Source organism: Kocuria sp. UBA1838, from assembly GCF_002338785.1.
Lineage (GTDB): Bacteria > Actinomycetota > Actinomycetes > Actinomycetales > Micrococcaceae > Kocuria > Kocuria marina.
In genome coordinates, this window is record NZ_DDIY01000013.1 from 17186 (window position 1) to 37535 (window position 20350).

A 20350-nucleotide genomic window follows, 5' to 3' on the forward strand; every position below is an offset into this window, starting at 1 on the left:
TGCGCGCTCCCGCGGATCCGCCGCCGGAACACCGTGCGCTCACGACGCGGGGCCCGCATCAGGGGAGCGGAACGCGGCCAGCGGATTGGTCAACCGACCGGCGTAGGTCAGGGACGCCGACTGGTCGGCCAGATCCACCATGCGCTGCGGGTTGCGCAGTTGCAGCCGGTTCAGGCACGAGTGGGCGAAGGTCTCCCGGAACAGGTCCAGCTCGCGCCAGTGTTCGGGGAAGCGCTCGCGGTGCTCGTCCAGGACCTTGGCCCCGAGCGCCCAGAACTCCTGTTCGGGGAGCACACCGGAGGTGTGCAGGAGCACCGCGAGGTGCCGCAGGACGCCGTCGACCACGTCCGTGTGGATGGACAGCTCCCGCTGCTCCGGCTCCACCACGGAACGGATGCGTTCGATCCCCTCGGGCAGGGGCCGGTCGCTGAGCACCGCGATTTCCTCCCCGATGTCCTTCCAGAACGCACCGACCGGGAACCCGTCGCGCAGGCGCAGGATCACGTTTTCGCTGTGGGGCATGAGCGCGATGTCCTGGGACAGCAAGAGGTGCGCGACCGGGACCAGGTACACGTCGAGCAGGGCGCGCACCCAGTCCCTCGCGGTGACTCCCGAGCGCTCGATCCACGCTTCCGCGAGGGGCCGCCCGGCGCAGTCCCGGTGCAACACCCCGGCCAAGCTGGCGGTGTGCTCCCCGGGCTCGAGCATCGGCACCGGGGACTCACGCCACAGCGCAGCCAACTGTTTGGTGTGGTCGGAGGCCACACCGCTGCGGTGGTGGGCATCCCCGGTGTAACCCACCGCGGCGTGCTCGCGCAGCACCCGGATCCCGCGTGCGCGCAGGAACGGATCCTCCCGGGTGATCCCGTGCAGCCAGTCACTCACGGCGGGCATCGTGCGCATGTAGGCGGGGGAGAGTCCGCGCAGGAACCCCATGCTGTGCACCCCGAGCGCGGTCTTGGCGTAATCCCGCGCCGGGTCGCTCACGTCCAGGAACGTGCGCACGGACTGTTGCGCGCGCCACTCGTGCTCACTGCGGCCCACCAGGATCAGGTGGCGCCGCAGCACGTCCGGGAGCATCCCGGGCAGGATGCGGTGCTCCCACTGCCACGGGTGCACCGGGAGGAACGTGTACTCGTCCGGGTCCTCGCCGGCCTCGGTCACCGCCGCGCGGAAACGGTCGCGCTCACCGGCGGTGAGGTGCCGGTCCTCATGGTCACGTTCGTTCACGTGCTGCCCCAGGGACACGGTGCACAGACTGCGGCGCGCGGCGAGCCACGTCAACCGGGCGGGGTATGCCGCCTCGGGAGCCCATGACGTCTGTTCGGACGCACCCATGCCCACCCGGCCCGAGCTTGCGACGAATCCGGGGTGTCCCCGGTCCAGGAAACGTTCCACTTCGGCGAGGTCCGCGGTCGCCAGTTCCGCGGCGGTCGGTGCGGGTACGGCACGACGACGCGCCATCGAGTACATGGTTGCGGACAGGTCCTCGAGGTACAGCGGGAGCATCTCGTCGGTGAGTCCCAGGACGTCCTTGAGGTCCAGCACGGCCTGCTGGGCGTCCGGTTCCTCGCCGGCGTCCCCGGGGATGATGCGCCGCACCGAAGCGGGGTCCACCTCCCAGTGCTCGAGCGGGTGCCGGGTGGCCTCGAAGTACCAACTCGGGCGCCCGGCGGCGTCGGCCACGGTCCAACCGTCGCCGTGCGGGGCGGGATGCAGCAACCGTTCGTGACTGAACTCGGAGAACATCTTGGCGAGCACGTCCCGCTGCAGTCGCCGTGCGGCCCGGCGGTCCAGCCGGGGCTCGGGCGTCGGGGCGACGTCCCGCTGTTCATCGGGGATGCGGGTTTCGACGACGGCGCTCATCGGGTCACCTCCGCGCGCTCGGCCACGGAGGCTTCCGTGTCTGCGGTCCGCACGTGGTCCTGCGGTCCGTCCCCGCGGACGACGACGCTCACGGACGCGGTCTTCTCCGCCAGGTGGCACTCGCCCACCTCACGGAACCCGGCCCAGCGGTTGATCGCGCGGATCCGCTCGTTGCGGACGTCGGGTTCCACGAGAACGCGCTGCACCGCGGGGTCCGACCACAGCAGGTTCAGCGCCGCCGCCATCACGGCTCGCGTGGTCCCCGGAACCGGACGGGACGTGGGTGCCACGAACAGGTGCAGACCGGCGTCGCCGTCGCGGACCGGCCACACCGCGGCCAGGGGGCTGCGGGCGGGGTCGTACGTCTCGAGCAGCGCGAGCGGGCGGTCGTGTTCGCTGACGATCCAGGCGTCCTCTGCGTCCGCCGCGGTCATCCTGTGGTACTCCCGGGAAATCGTCTGCTCGTCCGCGCCCACGAGTCCCCACGCGTGCGCACGCGGGGAACTCAACCACGCGTGCAACAGCGCCGCGTCCCCGTCCGGGTCCACCGGCCGCAGCGTGAATGCGCGCCCGAGAGCGCGGGTCTCGAACGTGCCGTCGGGCCCCACGGTGGGGGCGACATGACGCTGGGGGACGTGACCGAAACTCTGGAACGTCGTGTGGTCCTCGGTGATGTACGGTGTGCGGCCCGTGACGTGCGCGAGCACATGCGCGTTGCGCAGTGGTCCCATCCCCAGGTCGGGTGCCGTGAGCGCATGCGTGTGCTCGCCGTGGTTGAGTACGTGCACGGTCCCGTCCGGGCTGGCCCGGTGGTACCGGTCGGGGCTGAGCCGCCCTGAGGCGTCGAGCGAGAGCTGGTCCCGGACCGGTGCGAGCCAGTCCGGGGCCGCGGACCGGTAGCCGGTGGCCGCGACGACGGCATCGGTCACGGTCTCGCGCACGTGGTGGTTTTCCGAATTGTGCCAGCGCAGGACGGTGCGCCCGGCCTCGTGCCACGCGTCCACGAGTTCGGTGGCCGCGACGAGGCGCACGGGCGGGGCGTCCGGGTCGTTGCGGCGCACGTACAGGGCCTCGTGGATCGCGTCGATCGTCGCGTCCGAGATGCCGCGGTGCAACTGGGGTTGGGACGCGTTGAGCCGGTCCCGCTCGGCCTCCGGGAGGGACCGGAAGTGGTCGAGGTAGTCGGGCGACGTCAGTTCGAGGCTGAGCTTGGAGTACTCCATGGGGTAGAACCGTGGTGAACGGGTGAACCAGTCCACGGCCGGCCCGCCCGGGGTGTGCAGCAGGTCCAGGAACACCTCCGCGGCCGACTGCCCCGAGCCGATCACGGTCACGTGATCCTCACTCACCAGGGTCTCCCGGCGGGACAGGTACTCACTCGCGTGCACCGTGGTGTCCGGGACGCCGGACAGTTCGCCCGGCGTGCGGGGGACCGTCCCCGTGCCCACGACCAGGTGGCGCGCCCACCACGAGTGCTCGACGCCGCGGGCCCGGGCCGTGACGTGCCACGGACCCTCACCCGTCGGGCGGGTGACCTGGGTGACCCGGTGTCCCCAGTACACCCCGCGGACTCGCTGCGCGGCCCACCCGCAGTAGGCGTTGTAGTCCCGCCGCAGCGGGAAGAAGGACTCACGGACGTAGAACGGGTACAGCTCGCCGGTCTCCTTGAGCCACTGCAGGAACGAGAACCGCGAGGTGGGATCCGCCATGGTCACGAGGTCCGCGAGGAACGGGACCTGCAGCGTGGCGTCGTCGAACAGCAACCCGGGATGCCAGTTGAAACCGGGGGCCGCGTCCAGGAAGGCGGCGCGGACGTCCGGCAGAGGGTCGGTGAGGCATGCGAGTCCGAGTCCGAACGGGCCCACCCCCACGCACAGCAGGTCCAGGGGGTCGTCCGGGGTGCCACGCTGAACGGTGCCCGGGGCGTCAGTGGGAGTCGACGCGGCGTCCGACGGCGTCGATCCCTGGTCCGCGGGCCTGGAGTCGTCGTGTGCCGGTTCGGTTCCGTGCCGACGGTCGGGGTGGGATGCGGTCGTGCGGGGGGTCATGCGCGGGCCTTTCCGGTGCGATCGTGGGCGGTGAGGGACAGGGCGGTCTCGTGGATGAGGTCCAGGACCTCCCGGACGTCGTCGAGGGTCGTCTGCGGGTTGAGCAGGGTGAATTTCAGGCAGGGACGCCCGGCCACCTCGGTCTCCGCCACGGTGGCGCGGCCGGTGTCCCACACCGCGCGGCGGATCGGGCGCACCCAGCGGTCCGCGGTCTCATCGACCGCGTCCGGGCCGTTCCCCGTGATGGAGGAGGCGTGCGCGGTGGAAGAGGCGTGCGCGGCAAGCGGGGCCCCCGCGGCGTCGTCGTTCCCCGCATCCGGAGGCGTCCAGCGGAACAGCACGGTGCTCAGGGACGGGTCGCACACGAGCTCGAAGCGCGGGTCCGAGCGCAGCTCGTGGGCCACACGCGCCGCGAGGTCGATGACGGCGTCGAACATCGCGCCGATCGCGTCCGGGCCCATCGTGCGCAGCGTGACCCACAGCTTGAGCGCCTCGAAGCGGCGCGTGGTCTGCAGGGAGCGGTCCACCTGATTGGGCTCGGGGGTGTCCGCCGGGTTGAGGTACGCGGCGTGATGCGCGCAGTGGCGCAGCGTGTGGCCGTCCCGCACGATCACGGCGGAGCACCCGATGGGCTGGAACCACGCCTTGTGGAAGTCCACGGTTACGGAGTCAGCGCGGTCGATCCCGGCGAGCCGGTCGCGGCGCGTGGGGGAGACCAGCAGCGCGCCGCCGTAGGCCGCGTCCACGTGGAACCAGACCCCGTGCTGCGCACACACCTGCGCGACGTCCTCGAGCGGGTCGATCGCGCCGCGGTCCGTGGTGCCCGCGGTGGCCACCACGGCCATGGGGGTCAGCGACTGGGTCGCGAGGTCCGCCAGCACTCGACGCAGCGTCGGCACGGACAGTGCCCCCGCGGCGTCGACCGGGACCGGGACCACGCAGTCGTCGTCGAGTCCCAGGATCCGGGCGGCCGTGCTGACCGAGAAGTGGCTCTCCGCGCTCGCGAGGATGCGCAACGACGCCGCTCGCACCGGCCGCGGGGCCGCGTGCGGGGTGCGCGCGGAGCGTTCGAGGCATTCGTCGCGGGCGAGCATGAGCGCCTGCAGGTTAGAGGTCGTCCCGCCCGGGGTGAACATGCCGTCTGCGGCGGCGGGGAAGCCGATGCGCCGCGCCGTCCACGTCAGCAGCGAACGTTCCATCACGGTCGCCGCCTTGGACTGGTCCCACGTGTCCATCGAGACATTGACGGTGGCGGCCAGGGTCTCCGCGGCGACCGCGGGCACCGCCACCGGGCAATTGAGGTGCGCGAGCGTCCGGGGGTGATGGAACCACACCGCGTGGCGCAACCACGTACGGTCGAGCTCGTCCACCGCGGCGCCGAAGTCGTGCAGCGGGGTGTCCAGGTCGATCCGCGACAGTGCCCGGTCGATCTCGTCGTGGCTCGCGGGTTCGTGGGGTTGTCGCGCGCCGGCCAGGCGCGCCGCACCGGCGGCCGCGGCTGCGGTGACATCGCGCATGAGGTCCGTGACGGTGTCCGCGTGGAGCAGGGATGAACTCATGGAACGGTTCGGCTTTCGTTCGGGGGCACTCGGATGCAATAAGCTACACGGTGGTAACTAATTACTGATAGGTTAGGCTAACCTAAGATTTAGCAAATGTGTACTGCCCGATCCACCCCGGAACACGCAGAACTGCCTCGCGACCTGCCGGTTCTTTCCGGGCTGGTGTTCCGTGACCCGCCCGCCGAACGAGGAGAACGCCCGTGCCCCACTGGGAACGTCTGGCCGTCCGAGCCCTCGGGGCTTCCGAGACCGTGCTCACGGTGGTGAGTCGCCGCGACGTCGGCCCCGCCTACACGCGCATCACCGTGCGGCACGAGGGGTTCCTCGCGCGCCACACGCCGTTCCCGACCATGTGGTTGCGGTTGTGGTTCACGTCCTGCGGCAAGGACCACCAGCGGGCGTTCACGGTGGTCGACCCACGCCCGGACGAGGGCGTCTTCGACATGGAGTTCGCCCTGCACGACGGCGCCTCCTCCGACTGGGCTCGCACGTGCGCACCCGGCGACACCATCCGGGCGTCGCTGCTCGGCAGCACCCCGCCCTGGCCGCCGCGCAGGACACCGCGCCGCGGTCACGGGTCCGAACCCGCTCCGGGGCTCGATGCCGATTTCCCGGGACGCACGGTGCTCGTGGGCGACCCCGCGAGCTTGCCCGCCCTGAACTCCATGCTCCCGCTGTTGGGAACCCGCGACGTCGAGGTGTGGTTCGAGTACCGCGACCCGCGCGACGCCGACCTGCCCCTGGCCGCAGCGAAGCGCCACCAGGTGCACACGGTGCACCACATCGGCGCGGGGGAGGACGTGGCCGCGGCCGTGCTCGCGCACTGGGAGACGCATCCGCCCGCACCGGGGGACCGGTACTGGATCGCTGTGGAGGCGCAGCAGAACCGCCTGCTGACCTCGGCCCTGCGCACCCGCTACGGCGTGCCCCGCACACACATCGACGCCACCGCCTACTGGAGGAACGTATGAGCACCATGACCCTGTCCGCGCCCGCGGGGATCCGCACGAACCGTGGGTTCTGGGGGCTGCTGTGGGCGCTATACACCACGCAGTTCATCGGGGCGGCGTTCCTGTCCACCGGCCTGGTGGGCATCCTGCGCGACGGCGGCACGGACCTGGGGACCCTGGGCGCCCTGCAGCTGCTCGCCCTCGTGTGGCCCGTGAAGTTCCTGTGGGCACCCCTGATCGATCGGTGGGCGCCGGGCCGGGCGCGCGGGCACTACAGGTCGTGGTTGCTCGTGCTGCAACCCCTCATGGTGCTCGCCCTGCTGGCCATGGCGGTGTTCGCCGACCCGCAGGACGGTCTGAGGGTCCTCGTGATCCTGGCCGCGGCGTTCGTGCTCTTCTCCGCGACGCAGGACATCGCGGCGGACGCGCTATCCGTAAGGGGTCTCGATCGCTCCCAGCACGATCTCGGTGCGGGGGTTCAGGTGGGGGCGAGCTACATCGGGACCGTGATCGGCGGCGGATTGGCCTTGCTGATCTACGACGCATGGGGATGGCGGGCCGCGGTGATCGCGCTCGCACTGTGCACCGCGGCCGCGATGGTCCCCGTGCTGCGGCACCGGGAACCGGAGCGCGCGGCGTCGAATGCGCAACCCCGCGGGCTCTCCGGGATGTTCGGCATGCTGGCCGTACCGGGGGCCAAGGCCTGGGCGCTCGGTGGTGTCCCCCTGGTGACGTTCGGCTCCGCAGCCGTGTGGTCCCTCGTGACCCCGGCACTCGTGGACGCGGGGTGGTCGCTGGCCTTCATCGGCGCGGTCACCTCCATGATCGCGGCGGCGCCCGCCCTGGCCGCGGCACTCCTGGGCGGCCGGTTGTGCCGACGGCGCGGGCGCGGCGTCACGCTGTTGCTCGGCGCCGGGATCCAATTGCTCGGTGGGGTGTGTCTGGCACCCGTCGTGTGGCCCGGTGCGGGCGTGGACCAGTGGCTGCAGGTGCCGCTGGGCGTGGTGGGAGCGTGCGGCGTGCTCGCGGGCTACACCGTGATGAACACGGGCATCTACGCGGTGAACCTGGACCTTGCGCGTCCCGGGTGCGCCGGCGCCGACTTCACGCTCCTGAGCTCCATCGGCATGCTCGGCGGGAGCGTCGGTGCGTGGGCGGCCCTGTTCCTGGCCGGCATGGCCGGCTACGGCGCGTCACTCGTGTTCGGACTCGCGGTGTCCGTGGCGGGCGTGATCGTGTGCCGGTCGCACCCGCTACTCGCACGCCGCGCGTGAGGGCCCCGCTCAGTGGAACTCGGGCAGGCGCATCATGCCCTCCTGCACCGTGGTGGCGATCATCGTGCCGTCCCGCGTGAACATCTTGCCGATGGCCAGACCCCGGGACGAGGATGCGCTGGGGGAGGTCTGGGTGTAGAGGATCCACTCGTCCGCGCGAGCGTAGCGGTGCCACCACATCGCGTGGTCCAGGGACGCCACGTTCATCCCCGGTTCCACCCAGGACTTGCCGTGGCGGCGCAGGATGGGCTCCATCATCGTGTAGTCGGAGACGTAGGCCAGGGCCGCCCGGTGGATGTTCGGGTCGTCCGGCAAGGGGGCCAGCGCCTTGATCCACACCGCGTTGTACGCATCCTGCGCACCCTTCCACGGCAGGAACAACGGCTCGGTCACGTAGCGCATGTCGAAGGGCCGCTCGAACGCGGTCGCGCGGGCCTCGGGGATGTCCAGTGCCCCGAGCGTCTCGCGCAGTGCGGGCAGCGACTCCGGATCGGGCACGTTCTCGGGCATGGGCTCCTGGTGCTCCAACCCCTCGGCGGGATCCTGGAAGGAGGCGATCACGGACAGGATGGTCTTCCCGTGCTGGTAGGCGTGGATCCGCCGGGCGGAGAACGAGCGACCGTCGCGGACCCGTTCCACCCCGAACGTGATGGGGACCTCGATGTCACCGCCACGCAGGAAGTAGGCGTGCAGGGAGTGGATGTGCCGGTCCGGCTTGACGGTGCGCATGGCCGCCATGGCCGCTTGCGCCAGGACCTGCCCCCCGTACACCCGCGCTCGCGGCGAGGTGATGGTGTTGCCCACGAAAATGTCTTCCGTGGTGCGGGCCCCTCCTCCGTCCGCGAGTTGGAGCATCTGGATGAGGGCTTCCACGGGGTCCTGCAACGGGTCGACTGTCATGGCACCACTCTAAACCGGGCATCGGGTGTGATCTGATAGAGCCATGACTTCCCTCAACGTTCCCGTCCAGATGCGGTTCTTCGACCAGGACCAGTACGGCCACATCAACAACGTGACCATGCTGCGCTACTTCGAGGACGCCCGTGTGCGGCTCACGGCGTCCCCCATCAAGGCGGACGCCCAGCACGGCATCCCCGAGGACACGACCTTCCGCGAATCGGTGGGCAAGAACCGCACCGTGGTGGTGCACCAGAGCGTGGACTACAAGGAGCAGCTGTTCTTCCGCCAGGAGCCGGTGTACGTGCGCACGTGGATCTCGCGTGTGGGCGGTTCGTCGTTCACGATCTCCTACAGCCTGCAGGAGGAGGACGGTTCGCACGTCTACGCCGAGGGCGAGTCGGTCATCGTGGTCATGGACCCGGACACGGGGAAGAGCATGAAGCTCACGGATGACCAGAAAGCACTGCTGGCCACGCTCGAGGACGAGGTCAAGGAGCCGGACGAGCGATGAGCGACCCTGGTGATACCCGCACGGACGGCTTCCCGCTGCAGGACCGGCAGGACGCCGCCGATCTGGCCACGTACCTGAGCCGCGCCCGCTCGGTGGATCCGCAGGCGGCCGTCCGGTTGCAGGGCTTGGACCGGGTGCTCGCGGCGTGGGTGTCGGTCATCCACCCGGCCGGACTCCTGGACACCGCACCCGTGGTGCTGGGGCTGCGCACGATGTCACTGGCGCAGTCGTGCGAGCTGGACGTCACCGTGGCCGTGGCCGCCATCACGGACCGGCTCGCGCGCGAGACGGGCGCTCGCGGGTCCGACGACGACGCCCCGGTGTGGATCAGTGCCCCGCCGCAAGAGGTCTCGGCCTCCTGGGCGGGGATCGTGGCCCCCCGCACGGGGTGGCGCTCCCTGGGGTCCGTGCCCGCCCACCGCGTTCGCGACGTGGCGCACCGCGGTATCCGGACCGTGTCCGATTCCGTGCCCACCAACTCCGGCGCCGCCGTGGTCCAGAAGGTCCGCGCGCGGGTGTGGGGTGCCGGGTCCGGTTGGGGTCCCCTGGAGGGCCCGGAGATCCCCGACGGCGCCGCGTTCGCCCTGGACGTCCTGGGGTTCATCCCGGCGTCCGAATCGGACGTGCACGTCGCGGCCGAGGCCTCGGGCCAGTGGGTGCGCCTGAGCACGGGCGCGGGTCACGTGCTCGTCAAGGTCTCCCGCTGAGACCCGGCCCCGCCCGGTAAGGCAGTGCCGGGACCGGGCCCCCGCACGCGAGGAGAACGCCTCAGCCGGGGCGGTTGACCATCGCGTGGGCGGCGCGGTCGAAGTAGTCCCACATGATGCCGTCGTGTAGCGGGGACAGCTCCAGGGTGTCCATGGCCGCGCGCATGTGCGTCAACCACGTCTCGCGCGCCCACGTGTCCACGGGGAACGGGGCGTGGCGCATCCGCAGTCTGGGGTGCCCGCGCTGTTCGGAGTACGTGGTGGGTCCGCCCCAGTACTGCTCCAGGAACATCCGCAGCCGCTCCTCCGCGGGTCCCAGGTCCTCCTCGGGGTACAGCGCCTTGAAATCGGGGTCCTGCGCCACGCGCGCGTAGAACTCCCGGGTGAGCTTGGCGAACGTCTCGTGCCCGCCCACCTGGGCGTAGAACGAGTCCGACGACGCCGCTTCGGCCACGCCCCGCGCGTCCCCCACCTGTTGTGGGGGCTGGGTCACCGAGCCGGCGGCCGACCGGGAACCCACCGCACCCAGCGTGAAGGTGCGCCGCCCCGCCGGAGCAGCGGCCTGCGGGTCGAGTGGCTGGGAAGAGTCCTGCGTCCCACTCATCGGTCGGCCTCCGGGGTGTGGGCCGTGGTGTCCCGCACCGCCGCGGCGTCCACGGCCTGGGCGCGCACTGCGCGGCGGGCGGCGTCCTGGCGCTCCAGCACGATCCGCCGCAACCCGGACAGGGCCGGGTCCAGCCGGTCAAGGAACGCCTGGGCGGCGTCGACCGTGTCCTGGCCGACGGCGCGGGGGAACAGTCCCACGGCGATCTGCTGCGCGAGTTCGTGCGTACGCTCGGTCCACACACCCGTGACGGCGTCGAAGTAGCGAGAGGAGTACGGGGTGACTAGGGCGTCGTCGTGCACGCGGAAGAAGCCGGCGATGGCCGCTTGCTGTTGGGAGTTGGGCAGCGCGCCCTCGGTCACGACGAGCCGCCACGCCTCGGCCTTGGCCTCCGGGGTGGGGATCGCGGCGCGCGCGGTGGCCGCGGCGATCGCACCGGTCTCGGTGTTGTCCTCGGCCAGCGCACGGTCGACGTCCTCGGCGCCCTTGCGGCCGGCCGCGACGAGCGCGATCAGCACGGCCCAACGGGTGTCCGTGTCCAGTTCGATCCCCTCGGGGACGCCCCCGTCGAAGAAACCCTCGATGCGATCGAAATGCACCTCGGTGCACGCCCGGCGCAGGAAGGCCCGGAAGAACTGCCACTGGTGGTCGGAGCCCGCCTCCGCGGCGGCCGTGAGATCCCACAGGGTGTCCGCGGCCCGGGCCCGGACCTCGTCCGCGTGCTCGGGGGCGAGGTAGCGGTCCAGGGCCACGTCCAGCTGGCGCAGCTGCACCTGCACGGCCGTGGAGTCGGTCTCGTGGCCCACGTTGGAGAGCACGAGGTCCACGTAGTCGCGCGCCGGGCTCACGCCGTCGTGCACGGAGTCCCACGCCGCGGCCCACACGAGCGAGCGGGGCAACGACTCCTCGAAGTCTCCGAGGTGGGTGGTGGCCGTGGCCAGGGAGCACTCGTCCAGGCGGATCTTGGCGTAGGCGAGGTCGTCGTCGTTGAGCAGCACCAGGTCCGGGAGTTCGCGACCCACGAGCTGCGGGACGTCGGTGAACTCGCCGTCCACGTCCAGCTCCACGCGGAACGTGCGGCTCAGCAGTCCGGTGTCCTCACGGTGGTCGTAGAAGCCCACGGCCACGCGGTGGGGCCGCAGGGTGGGATGGCCGTCCTGGCCCAGCTGCTCGATCCGGAAGGACGTGATGACGCCATCGTCATCGGCCTCGACCTGCGGCACCAGGGTGTTCACGCCCGCGGTCTCGAGCCAGCGCGCGGACCAGTCGGTCAGGTCGCGCCCGCTGGCCGCCTCGAGCTCGACCATCAGGTCCGAGAGCTCCGTGTTGGACCACGCGTGCTTGCCGAAGTAGCGGTTGAGCCCCGCCATGAACTCCTCCTGGCCCACCCAGGCCACGAGCTGCTTGAGCACCGAGGCACCCTTGGCGTAGGTGATGCCGTCGAAGTTCACGAGCACCGCCTCGAGGTCCGGGATCTCGGCCTTGATGGGGTGGGTGGTGGGCAGCTGGTCCTGTTCGTAGCCCCAGGACTTCTCCCCGGCCGCGAACGTGGTCCACGCGTTGGTGTACCGGGTGTTCTGCGCGCACGCGAGCGTGGACATGTACTCGGCGAAGGACTCGTTGAGCCACAGGTCGTTCCACCAGCGCATGGTCACGAGGTCCCCGAACCACATGTGCGCGAGCTCGTGCAGCACGGTGATCGCGCGGCGCTCCACGCGGGCCTGCGCCGGCTTGGAGCGGAAGACGTAGGACTCCACGAAGGTCACCGCGCCCGCGTTCTCCATGGCGCCGGCGTTGAACTGCGGCACGAAGAGCTGGTCGTACTTCTCGAAGGGGTAGGGCACCCCGAACTGGGACTCGAAGAACTCGAAGCCCTGCTTGGTGACCTCGAACATCTCCTCGGCGTCCACGTACTCGAACAGGGAGCGGCGCGCGAACAGGCCCAGCTCGATGGTGCGTCCGTCCGAGGAGACCAGGCTGTCCGTGGTCTTGACGTAGGGGCCCGCGATCAACGCGGTGATGTAGCACGAGATCACGGGGGTGGGGGAGAACTCCCACCGGGCCACGCCGTCTGCCACTGGGAAGGGTTCCGGGGTGGGCTGGTTGGACACCACGTCCCAGTCGGCGGGTGCGGTGACCGCGAACTGGAACGTGGCCTTGAGATCGGGCTGTTCGAACACCGGGAACATCCGGCGGGTGTCCGCGACCTCGAACTGGGTGTAGAGGTACACCTGCTCGTCCACGGGATCCACGAACCGGTGCAGGCCCTCACCCGTGTTCATGTAGTACATCCGGGAGTCCACCACGAGCTCGTTGTGCTCGGCGAGATCGGGCAGGTCGATGCGCTCGCCGTCGCTGACCTTCGCGGGGTCCAGGAAGGTGCCGTTGAGGGTCACGGAATCCACGGACGCGGTGATCGCGTCGATGAACGTGTGCGCTCCCGCTTCGGCATCGAACGTCACCGTGGTGCGCGCCCGGAAGGTCTCGGGGTCCCCCGTGAGGTCCAGATCCACGTGGTAGGACTCGACCGAGATGATCCGCGCGCGCTCGGCGGCCTCCGCTCGGGTCAGGTTCGTTCCGGGCACAGCGGCGTTCCTCTCCTCGACGACAATTCGATGCCCGCGCGGGGCATCTTGCCATTATGGCAGCCGTCGCAAGTCCCGCCGCGGGCCCCACGCCGCCGACTCGGGCCCGCGTTCTTCCTCGCACGCATACCGCGACGGCACGGCCCCTCCGCCGGTCCGATCGTTGCCCGGGCGCGAGCCGGGGGAGCGCCCGCGCCGGTGGAATCGGCGGCTAAGGTGGAGGCGACCCTTTCCCGTCGCGGAGCAGACGTGCCGGTTGCCCCGCGACCACCCCGTCCAGGAGTTGCTGACGTCCCATGCGCGTGCACATTGCCACCGACCACGCAGGCCTCGAGCTGTCCCACTTCCTCATGCAGCGGCTGAGCGAGGACGGTTACGAGATGATCGACCACGGCCCCGCGGTCTACGACGCCGCGGACGACTACCCCGCGTTCTGCATCAGTGCTGCCCAGGGGGTCCGCGAGGACCGCGAGAACGGTCTGGACTCGCTCGGCATCGTGCTGGGTGGTTCCGGTAACGGCGAGCAGATGGCGGCCAACCTGGTCCGGGGGATCCGCGCGGCCCTCGTGTGGAACGAGGACACCGCCCGGTTGGCCCGGCAGCACAACGACGCCCAGGTGATCGCGATCGGCGGGCGCCAGCACGGCAACGACGAGGCCCTGGAGCTCGTGCGGATCTTCCTCGCCGAGCCGTTCTCGGGGGAGTCCCGGCACGTGCGCCGAATCGAGCAGCTCGCCGAGTTCGAGCGCACCGGGGACATCGTGGGCCACCTCTCCGAGGTCCCGGTCCGCCCGTACACGCAGGACTGAGCGGGGGCGTCGGACGTGCCCGAGGGCCACTCGATCCACCGTCTCGGGCGTCAGCTCGGGGACCTGTTCGTGGGCCAGCGGTTGCGCGTCACGAGTCCCCAGGGCCGCTTCGCCGCGGGTGCCGCCGTGCTGGACGGGCGCGTCCTGACGTGCGCCCGCGCCCACGGCAAGCACCTCTACCTGGACTTCGCGGCGCCCTGTGACCCCGACGACGTCGTGGTCATGCGTTCGCACCTCGGCATCTACGGCGCGTGGAGTTTCGCGGGGGACGAGCAGTTCGCGGCGGCGTCCTCGATCGGCGCCCCGCGCCGCGTGGGGGAGCGCGAGTCCGGCTCCGCGAAGGAATCGGCAGTGGCGTACGACGACGCCGGACGGGTCGTTCCCGAGCCCCCGGTCGGTGCCGTGCGGGCCCGGTTGGCCGGCGAGCACGGGTGGGCGGATCTACGCGGGCCGGCCCTGTGCACGGTGGAGACACCGGAGGAAGCGCGGGCCGCGGAGGCCAAGCTGGGACCGGACCCCCTGGACCCGCAGGCCGATCCGGAACCGTTCCTGCGTGCCGCGGCCAAGAGCAAGCGGGCGATCGGCGTGCTGCTCATGGAGCAGAACGTGGTGTCGGGGATCGGCAACATCTTCCGGGCGGAGTCCCTGTTCCGCCGGGGTGTGAACCCCATGACGCCCGGAGCCTCGCTGACCCGCGAGGACCTGCTCGGGCTGTGGGAGGAGAACGTGACGCTCATGGCCGTGGGGGTGCGCGTGGGCCGGATCATCACCACGGATCCGGCGGACCGCCCCGACATCCCGGACACCGAGGCATGGCCCGAGCACGCGAACTACGTCTACCACCGCCAAGGTCAGCCGTGCCTGCGGTGCGGGACCACCGTGCTCAAGCGCGACCTCAACGGGCGGGGGCTCTACTGGTGCCCGAGCTGCCAGGCGTGATGCGGCGTCGCACCCACCGTGTGCCCGGTCCGGTTCGACGCGGCGTCGTACTGCGAGAGTCTTCCGGGGAGTGTCGGGAGAAGGGCCGCGGGAACGACGAAACCCCGCGGCGCACACGGGTACGGCGGGGTTTCGGGGATCGCTGAGGGGATGACGGGAATCGAACCCGCGTAGCCAGTTTGGAAGACTGGGGCTCTACCATTGAGCTACATCCCCGGGGACGTTGAAAGAGTACACGAGCCCCAGAAACCGTGCCAATCACCGGGTTCTACCACCCGGTTGCCGGGTGCGGGGCTGCGACACGATAGACTGTCGTGATGTCGGCTCGCCCGCGGGCGAGCCGTCGACCTCGTTCCGTCCACGGGCGGAGACGAAACGGAGCGCGTGTCGGGCACGTGATCCCGGGGTGTAGCGCAGTGGCTAGCGCGCCTGCTTTGGGAGCAGGAGATCGCAGGTTCGAGTCCTGTCACCCCGACGTCTGAGCGTTGCAGCGCGTCGCGTTGCGGCGCTCGTTGACCGACCGGACCGACCCCGGTCCGTTGTAGTAAGTACCCATCGACCCCAGGAGTGACAGCGGAAGTGAAGAGCGCCGTCGAGAAACTCAACCCCACCGAGGCGAAGATCACCATTGACATCGCTTACGCGGATCTGAAGCCGTTCGTCCAGAAGACCTACAAGGAACTGGCCGAACAGATCCAGATCCCCGGCTTCCGCAAGGGCAAGGTGCCCTCCAAGCTCATCGACCAGCGCGTGGGCTTCGACTTCGTGGTGGAGAACGCCCTGAACGAGGGGCTCAACGACTTCTATCAGCAGGCCCTCGCCGAGCACGAGCTGACCCCGCTGTCGCAGCCCCAGGTCGAGGTGCTCTCCAAGCCGGAGGGTGACGACCGCGAGGCCGACAGCCAGGTGGAGATCTCCGTGGCCATCCGTCCCGAGATCGAGCTGCCCGACTACAAGGGTCTGAAGATCGAGGTGGACGCCCGTGAGGCCTCCGCCGAGGACGAGCAGAAGGCCCTGGACGAGCTGCGCGGTCGCTTCGGCACCCTCAAGACCGTGGATCGCCCCGCGGCCGAGGGTGACCACGTGACCCTCGACCTGCAGGCGCTCGTGGACGGCGAGGAAGTGGACGCCGCCAACGACCTGTCCTACGAGGTGGGCTCCGGCACCATGCTCGAGGGCATCGACGAGGCCGTGACCGGCCTGTCCGCCGGTGAGGACGCCACGTTCGAGACCACGCTCGCCGGTGGCGAGCACTCCGGTGCCGAGGCCACGGTCAAGGTCAAGGTCACGGCCGTGAAGGAACGCGAACTGCCCGAGGTGGACGACGAGTTCGCCCAGCTGGCCTCCGAGTTCGACACCGTCGATGAGCTCAAGGAGGACCTGAAGAAGCAGGCCGCCGAGTCCGTCGCCGTCGAGCAGGGCATCGAGGCCCGTGACAAGGTGCTCGAGAAGCTCGTGGAGCTCATCGAGGTCCCGGTCCCCGAGAACGTCATCGAGGAGCAGGTCACCCAGCACTTCGACTCGCCGCAGGCCCAGGCCTCCGCCGAGCCCGGTCACGACACCGAGGAGCACCGTGCCGAGGTCCGTGAGAACGCCGCGACCGCGTTCCGCAACGAGATCATCCTGGACGCCGTGGCCGAGGCCGAAGAGGTCGGCGTGGAGCAGTCCGAGCTGATCGACTACATCGTTAACATGTCCCAGCAGTACGGCATGGACCCCAACCAGTTCGCACAGATGCTGGACGGCTCCGGCCAGGCCGGGATGATGGTCGGTGAGGTGCGCCGCCGCAAGGCCCTGGCCAAGGTCCTCGAGTACGCCACCGTCACCGACTCCAACGGCAAAGCCGTGGACCTGTCCAAGTTCGTGGGCTCCGCGGACGACGCCGCCGCCGACCAGGGTGCCGAGGCCGAGTCCGCTCCGGCCGTCTCCGAGGAGACCGCCGCGGGCGAAGCTGCCACCGACGAGGCCGCCGAGACCAAGTGAGTCACCCGTTGGCACCCGGGTGAACCGGGTGCCAACGGCCTCCGCGCAACGCCACGACGAGCCCCCCACCGAGGGGACGTCGTGGCGTTTCGCTGTCCGCGTGCCACCATGCGCCAGAAGCGAACACCGCGGAACACCGGGCGTGCACGGGGAGACGGCGCACTACGCTGCTGAGACAGAACGTGTTCATGGGTTCGGTTCGGCGGCGCTCGTTCGACCCGGACCCGTCCAGCAGAAAGAGGGCATTCATGACCTCCACTCCCATTCAGCCGTACGGTGCCGCACCGGCCACTCCGCGTATGGAGGACATGGCGCCGGGTGGTCAGGACGACTACGTCTACAACCGACTGCTCAAGGAACGCATCATTTGGTTGGGTTCCGAGGTTCGGGACACCAACGCCAACCTCATCTGCTCGCAGATGCTGTTGCTCTCCGCCGAGGACCCCGAGGCGGACATCTACCTCTACATCAACTCCCCGGGCGGTTCCGTCACGGCGGGCATGGCGATCTACGACACCATGCAGTTGATCCCCAACGACGTCGTCACGGTGGCCACGGGCCTCGCCGCGTCCATGGGCCAGTTCCTGCTGTCCTCCGGGACCAAGGGCAAGCGCTATGCGACCCCCAACGCGCGCATCCTCATGCACCAGCCCTCGGGCGGCATGGGCGGCACCGCGTCCGACATCCGCGTGCAGGCCGAGCTGATCCTGTCCATGAAGCAGCGGCTCGCGGAACTGACCGCGGAGCAGACCGGTCAGACGCTCGAGACCATCCTGCGCGACAACGACCGTGACAACTGGTTCGACGCTCAGCGCGCCCTGGAGTACGGATTCTTCGACCAGATCGCCCAGTCTGCCGGCAACGTGACCGGTGGCGGCGGAACCATGAAGGACTCCCAGTAAGCAGCGCGCGAGCTGCCAGAACCACCCATAGACTTTCAGGACGGACCAATGAACTTGCCTCACGCCACTGCACCGCAGTTGCCCACCAGCCGCTACGTGATCCCGGACTTCGAGGAACGCACCCCGTACGGCTACCGCCGCCAGAACCCGTACACCAAGCTGTTCGAGGACCGGATCATCTTCCTGGGCGTCCAGGTGGATGACACCTCCGCGGACGACATCATGGCGCAGCTGCTCGTGCTCGAGTCCCAGGACCCGGACCGGGACATCACCATGTACATCAACTCCCCGGGCGGTTCGTTCACGGCCATGACGGCCATCTACGACACCATGCAGTACATCCGCCCCGAGATCCAGACCGTGTGCCTGGGCCAGGCGGCCTCCGCGGCGTCCGTGCTGCTCGCGGGCGGTACTCCCGGTAAGCGCCTCGCGCTGCCCAACGCGCGCGTGCTGATCCACCAGCCCGCCATGGAGGGCCAGGGCGGCGGTCAGGCCTCGGACATCGAGATCCAGGCCAACGAGATCATGCGCATGCGCACGTGGTTGGAGGAGACCATGGCGCTGCACACCAACAGGGCTGCGGAGGAGATCAACCGCGACATCGAACGCGACAAGATCCTCACGGCCAAGGAGGCCCAGGAGTACGGCATCATCGACCAGGTGCTGGACTCCCGCAAGATCAACAAGCCCTCCACGGTCACGCAGGCCTGAGCGGCGACCCGGAGGCGCAGCTTCCGGGGGTGACGAGGGGACCGACGGCCACGGTGCACGGATATGCGGCGTGGCCGTCACGCGCCTCGGCATGATTGGGCGGGCCGTGAGAAGCTCGCTTAGAGTGGACCCAGCATCCGTCAAGACGAACTGTGAGGCTGATACATGGCGCGCATCGGGGAGAGCGTTGACCTGCTCAAATGCTCCTTCTGCGGCAAAAGCCAGAAGCAGGTGCGTAAGCTCATCGCGGGCCCGCGGGTCTACATTTGTGACGAGTGCATCGAGCTGTGCAACGAGATCATCGAGGAGGAGCTCACCGAGGTCACGGAGACGGACCAGGCGGAGCTGCCCCGCCCGCAGCAGATCTACGATCACCTGCGGGAGTACGTGATCGGCCAGGAGCCCGCCAAGCGTGCGCTGGCCGTGGCCGTGTACAACCACTACAAGCGCATCCGCGCGGGCGTCTCCGGGCACACGCTCACCATTGCGGGCTCCGAGGGGGACGAGGAGGCCATCGAGGTGGCCAAGTCCAACATCCTGTTGGTGGGACCCACGGGGTCCGGGAAGACCTACCTCGCGCAGTCCCTCGCCAAGAAGCTGGACGTGCCGTTCGCGGTCGCGGACGCCACCTCCCTGACCGAAGCCGGATACGTGGGGGAAGACGTTGAGAACATTCTTCTCAAGCTCATCCAAGCCGCTGATTTCGATATCAAGAAAGCGGAGCAGGGGATTATTTACATTGACGAAATCGACAAGATTTCTCGTAAATCTGAGAACCCCTCGATCACGCGGGACGTATCGGGCGAAGGGGTCCAGCAAGCGCTCCTGAAGATCCTCGAGGGCACGGTGGCCTCCGTGCCGCCCCAGGGTGGCCGCAAGCACCCGCAGCAGGAGTTCCTGCACCTGGACACCACCAACGTGTTGTTCATCGTGGCGGGAGCGTTCGCGGGTCTCGAGGAGATCGTGCAGCAGCGCACGGGCAAGAAGGGCATCGGTTTCGGTGCGCCCATCCGGGACACCGCGGACGTGGATCTCACGGGTCAGGTCCAGCCCGAGGACCTGCTCAAGTTCGGACTGATCCCCGAGTTCATCGGGCGGCTGCCCGTGGTGGCCACGCTGTCCAAACTGTCCGTCGCGGACATGGTACGCATCCTCACCGAACCCAAGAACGCGCTGGTCAAGCAGTACCGCAAACTCTTCCAGCTCGACGGTGTGGAACTCACCTTCGACCCGCAGGCACTCGAGGCCATCGCGGAACTGGCCATCGAACGCGGCACCGGCGCGCGCGGTCTGCGCGCGATCCTCGAGGACATCCTCATGCCGGTCATGTTCGAACTGCCGGGCCGCGACGACGTCGCCGCGGTGCTCGTCACCGAGGACGCCGTGGCCAAACTGGCCGACCCCGAGATCTTCACGCACGAGATGATCGACGCCGAGCGGCGTCGCCACAAGTCAGCGTGAGCGAAAGAACCGAACGCCCGAAAGGACACCTCATGGCCGAGAAGCAACACGTCGATTTCTGGTTCGATCCCCTGTGCCCGTGGGCCTGGATGACCTCCCGCTGGATGGAGGAGGTCGTGCGCATCCGGGACGTGGAGGTGGACTGGAAGATCATCTCGCTGGGCATCCTCAACGAGGACAACCCCGAGAACCACCACCACGGCCACGACGAGTCCATGTGGCTCGTGCGCGTGATCCAGGCCGCGGCCGAGCAGCACGGCGGCGAGTACTACAAGAAGCTCTACGACGCCATGGGCTCCCGTCGTCACCCCGGTGGCATGCAGGACCTCGAGGCGATCATCACCGAGTCCCTCGCAGAGGTCGGTCTGCCGGCAGACCTCGCTGCGGCCAAGAACTCCACCGAGTACGACGACGCCATCCGGGCGTCCACGGACGAGGCCCGTGCCGTGGCGGGTCAGGACATCGGCACCCCGTGCATCGCCGTGAACGGCGTGGGCTTCTTCGGTCCCGTGTTCACCCCGGCGCCCAAGGGCGAGGA

At 69.5% G+C, this 20350-nt stretch carries 17 protein-coding genes and 2 tRNA genes; 12 read left to right on the forward strand and 7 right to left on the reverse strand.

Translation table 11 applies throughout. The annotated features are described in order from the left end of the window. Positions 1 to 39: 39 nt before the first annotated feature. The 3 genes from B3I25_RS06305 to B3I25_RS06315 are packed head-to-tail and all read right to left on the reverse strand — an operon-like array spanning position 40 to position 5473. A complete protein-coding gene (locus tag B3I25_RS06305) occupies positions 40 to 1866 on the reverse strand; it encodes an IucA/IucC family protein (protein WP_286738339.1) in 1827 nt (608 codons plus the stop codon). Then, a complete protein-coding gene (locus tag B3I25_RS06310; protein ID WP_286738340.1) occupies positions 1863 to 3914 on the reverse strand; it encodes a GNAT family N-acetyltransferase in 2052 nt (683 codons plus the stop codon). The genes B3I25_RS06305 and B3I25_RS06310 overlap by 4 nt, the downstream gene beginning before the upstream one ends. After that, positions 3911 to 5473, reverse strand: a complete 1563-nt coding sequence (locus tag B3I25_RS06315) for a pyridoxal phosphate-dependent decarboxylase family protein (protein ID WP_206478590.1) — start codon at positions 5471 to 5473, stop codon at positions 3911 to 3913. The genes B3I25_RS06310 and B3I25_RS06315 overlap by 4 nt, the downstream gene beginning before the upstream one ends. A gap of 203 nt (positions 5474 to 5676) precedes the next feature. Here B3I25_RS06315 and B3I25_RS06320 point away from each other — a divergent pair, with 203 nt between their 5' ends. Together B3I25_RS06320 and B3I25_RS06325 are read left to right on the forward strand one after the other, a co-directional pair. Continuing rightward, positions 5677 to 6447, forward strand: a complete 771-nt coding sequence (locus B3I25_RS06320) for a siderophore-interacting protein (RefSeq protein WP_206399147.1) — start codon at positions 5677 to 5679, stop codon at positions 6445 to 6447. Next, positions 6444 to 7700 carry an MFS transporter gene (locus B3I25_RS06325; protein WP_206399148.1) on the forward strand — a complete coding sequence of 419 codons (1257 nt, stop codon included), beginning with the start codon at positions 6444 to 6446 and terminating at the stop codon, positions 7698 to 7700. Before B3I25_RS06320 ends, B3I25_RS06325 begins: the two co-directional genes overlap by 4 nt. A 9-nt stretch (positions 7701 to 7709) precedes the next feature. Here B3I25_RS06325 and B3I25_RS06330 read toward each other — a convergent pair whose 3' ends face one another. Then, complete coding sequence (locus tag B3I25_RS06330; RefSeq protein ID WP_064847267.1) at positions 7710 to 8600, reverse strand: acyl-CoA thioesterase; 891 nt, start codon at positions 8598 to 8600, stop codon at positions 7710 to 7712. A gap of 43 nt (positions 8601 to 8643) precedes the next feature. Between B3I25_RS06330 and B3I25_RS06335 the strand changes: the two genes are divergently transcribed. Next, positions 8644 to 9111, forward strand: coding sequence for an acyl-CoA thioesterase (locus B3I25_RS06335; RefSeq protein ID WP_064847268.1), 468 nt, complete (start codon positions 8644 to 8646; stop codon positions 9109 to 9111). Then, positions 9108 to 9818, forward strand: a complete 711-nt coding sequence (locus B3I25_RS06340; RefSeq protein WP_286738344.1) for a hypothetical protein — start codon at positions 9108 to 9110, stop codon at positions 9816 to 9818. Before B3I25_RS06335 ends, B3I25_RS06340 begins: the two co-directional genes overlap by 4 nt. 61 nt (positions 9819 to 9879) lie before the next feature. Here the strand turns inward: B3I25_RS06340 and B3I25_RS06345 are convergent, their stop codons facing one another. Then, positions 9880 to 10272: a globin gene (locus B3I25_RS06345; protein ID WP_035962646.1), complete on the reverse strand. Its 393-nt coding sequence runs from the start codon at positions 10270 to 10272 to the stop codon at positions 9880 to 9882. A 146-nt stretch (positions 10273 to 10418) separates the two neighbouring features. After that, a complete protein-coding gene (gene pepN / locus B3I25_RS06350; protein ID WP_286738346.1) occupies positions 10419 to 13007 on the reverse strand; it encodes an aminopeptidase N in 2589 nt (862 codons plus the stop codon). Between the two features lie 296 nt (positions 13008 to 13303). Between pepN and B3I25_RS06355 the strand changes: the two genes are divergently transcribed. Further along, positions 13304 to 13816, forward strand: coding sequence for a ribose-5-phosphate isomerase (locus B3I25_RS06355; RefSeq protein ID WP_085107757.1), 513 nt, complete (start codon positions 13304 to 13306; stop codon positions 13814 to 13816). A 15-nt stretch (positions 13817 to 13831) separates the two neighbouring features. Next, a complete protein-coding gene (locus B3I25_RS06360; protein WP_286738348.1) occupies positions 13832 to 14755 on the forward strand; it encodes an Fpg/Nei family DNA glycosylase in 924 nt (307 codons plus the stop codon). Positions 14756 to 14900: 145 nt separating this feature from the next. On the opposite strand, the gene B3I25_RS06365 is transcribed toward B3I25_RS06360, so the two are convergent. Continuing rightward, positions 14901 to 14971: transfer RNA gene (locus B3I25_RS06365), tRNA-Gly, on the reverse strand. 186 nt (positions 14972 to 15157) lie between these two features. Here B3I25_RS06365 and B3I25_RS06370 point away from each other — a divergent pair. From B3I25_RS06370 to B3I25_RS06395, 6 genes are all read left to right on the forward strand, one after another. After that, positions 15158 to 15230, forward strand: a tRNA-Pro gene (locus tag B3I25_RS06370). 104 nt (positions 15231 to 15334) lie between these two features. Continuing rightward, on the forward strand, positions 15335 to 16738 hold the full coding sequence (tig, locus tag B3I25_RS06375; RefSeq protein WP_064847273.1) for a trigger factor: 1404 nt from the start codon (positions 15335 to 15337) through the stop codon (positions 16736 to 16738). Positions 16739 to 17037: 299 nt separating this feature from the next. Next, the gene (locus tag B3I25_RS06380) at positions 17038 to 17640 is read left to right on the forward strand and encodes an ATP-dependent Clp protease proteolytic subunit (RefSeq protein WP_035962642.1); all 603 of its coding nucleotides are present in this window, start codon (positions 17038 to 17040) and stop codon (positions 17638 to 17640) included. Between the two features lie 48 nt (positions 17641 to 17688). After that, a complete protein-coding gene (locus tag B3I25_RS06385; RefSeq protein WP_035962208.1) occupies positions 17689 to 18351 on the forward strand; it encodes an ATP-dependent Clp protease proteolytic subunit in 663 nt (220 codons plus the stop codon). A gap of 165 nt (positions 18352 to 18516) precedes the next feature. Then, the gene (gene clpX, locus B3I25_RS06390) at positions 18517 to 19812 is read left to right on the forward strand and encodes an ATP-dependent Clp protease ATP-binding subunit ClpX (protein ID WP_193519607.1); all 1296 of its coding nucleotides are present in this window, start codon (positions 18517 to 18519) and stop codon (positions 19810 to 19812) included. Positions 19813 to 19844: 32 nt separating this feature from the next. Then, positions 19845 to 20350: DsbA family protein (locus B3I25_RS06395; RefSeq protein WP_286738349.1), on the forward strand; the 506-nt coding region annotated here is incomplete at its 3' end.

Bases quoted from the DNA above. Each gene is read 5' to 3' on its own strand.
- B3I25_RS06315 (WP_206478590.1), bottom strand. From the start codon at position 5,473: ATGAGTTCATCCCTGCTCCACGCGGACACCGTCACGGACCTCATGCGC.
- B3I25_RS06325 (WP_206399148.1), top strand. From the start codon at position 6,444: ATGAGCACCATGACCCTGTCCGCGCCCGCGGGGATCCGCACGAACCGT.
- B3I25_RS06305 (WP_286738339.1), bottom strand. From the start codon at position 1,866: ATGAGCGCCGTCGTCGAAACCCGCATCCCCGATGAACAGCGGGACGTC.
- B3I25_RS06385 (WP_035962208.1), top strand. From the start codon at position 17,689: ATGAACTTGCCTCACGCCACTGCACCGCAGTTGCCCACCAGCCGCTAC.
- B3I25_RS06340 (WP_286738344.1), top strand. From the start codon at position 9,108: ATGAGCGACCCTGGTGATACCCGCACGGACGGCTTCCCGCTGCAGGAC.
- clpX (WP_193519607.1), top strand. From the start codon at position 18,517: ATGGCGCGCATCGGGGAGAGCGTTGACCTGCTCAAATGCTCCTTCTGC.
- B3I25_RS06335 (WP_064847268.1), top strand. From the start codon at position 8,644: ATGACTTCCCTCAACGTTCCCGTCCAGATGCGGTTCTTCGACCAGGAC.
- B3I25_RS06330 (WP_064847267.1), bottom strand. From the start codon at position 8,600: ATGACAGTCGACCCGTTGCAGGACCCCGTGGAAGCCCTCATCCAGATG.
- B3I25_RS06355 (WP_085107757.1), top strand. From the start codon at position 13,304: ATGCGCGTGCACATTGCCACCGACCACGCAGGCCTCGAGCTGTCCCAC.
- B3I25_RS06310 (WP_286738340.1), bottom strand. From the start codon at position 3,914: ATGACCCCCCGCACGACCGCATCCCACCCCGACCGTCGGCACGGAACC.
- B3I25_RS06380 (WP_035962642.1), top strand. From the start codon at position 17,038: ATGGAGGACATGGCGCCGGGTGGTCAGGACGACTACGTCTACAACCGA.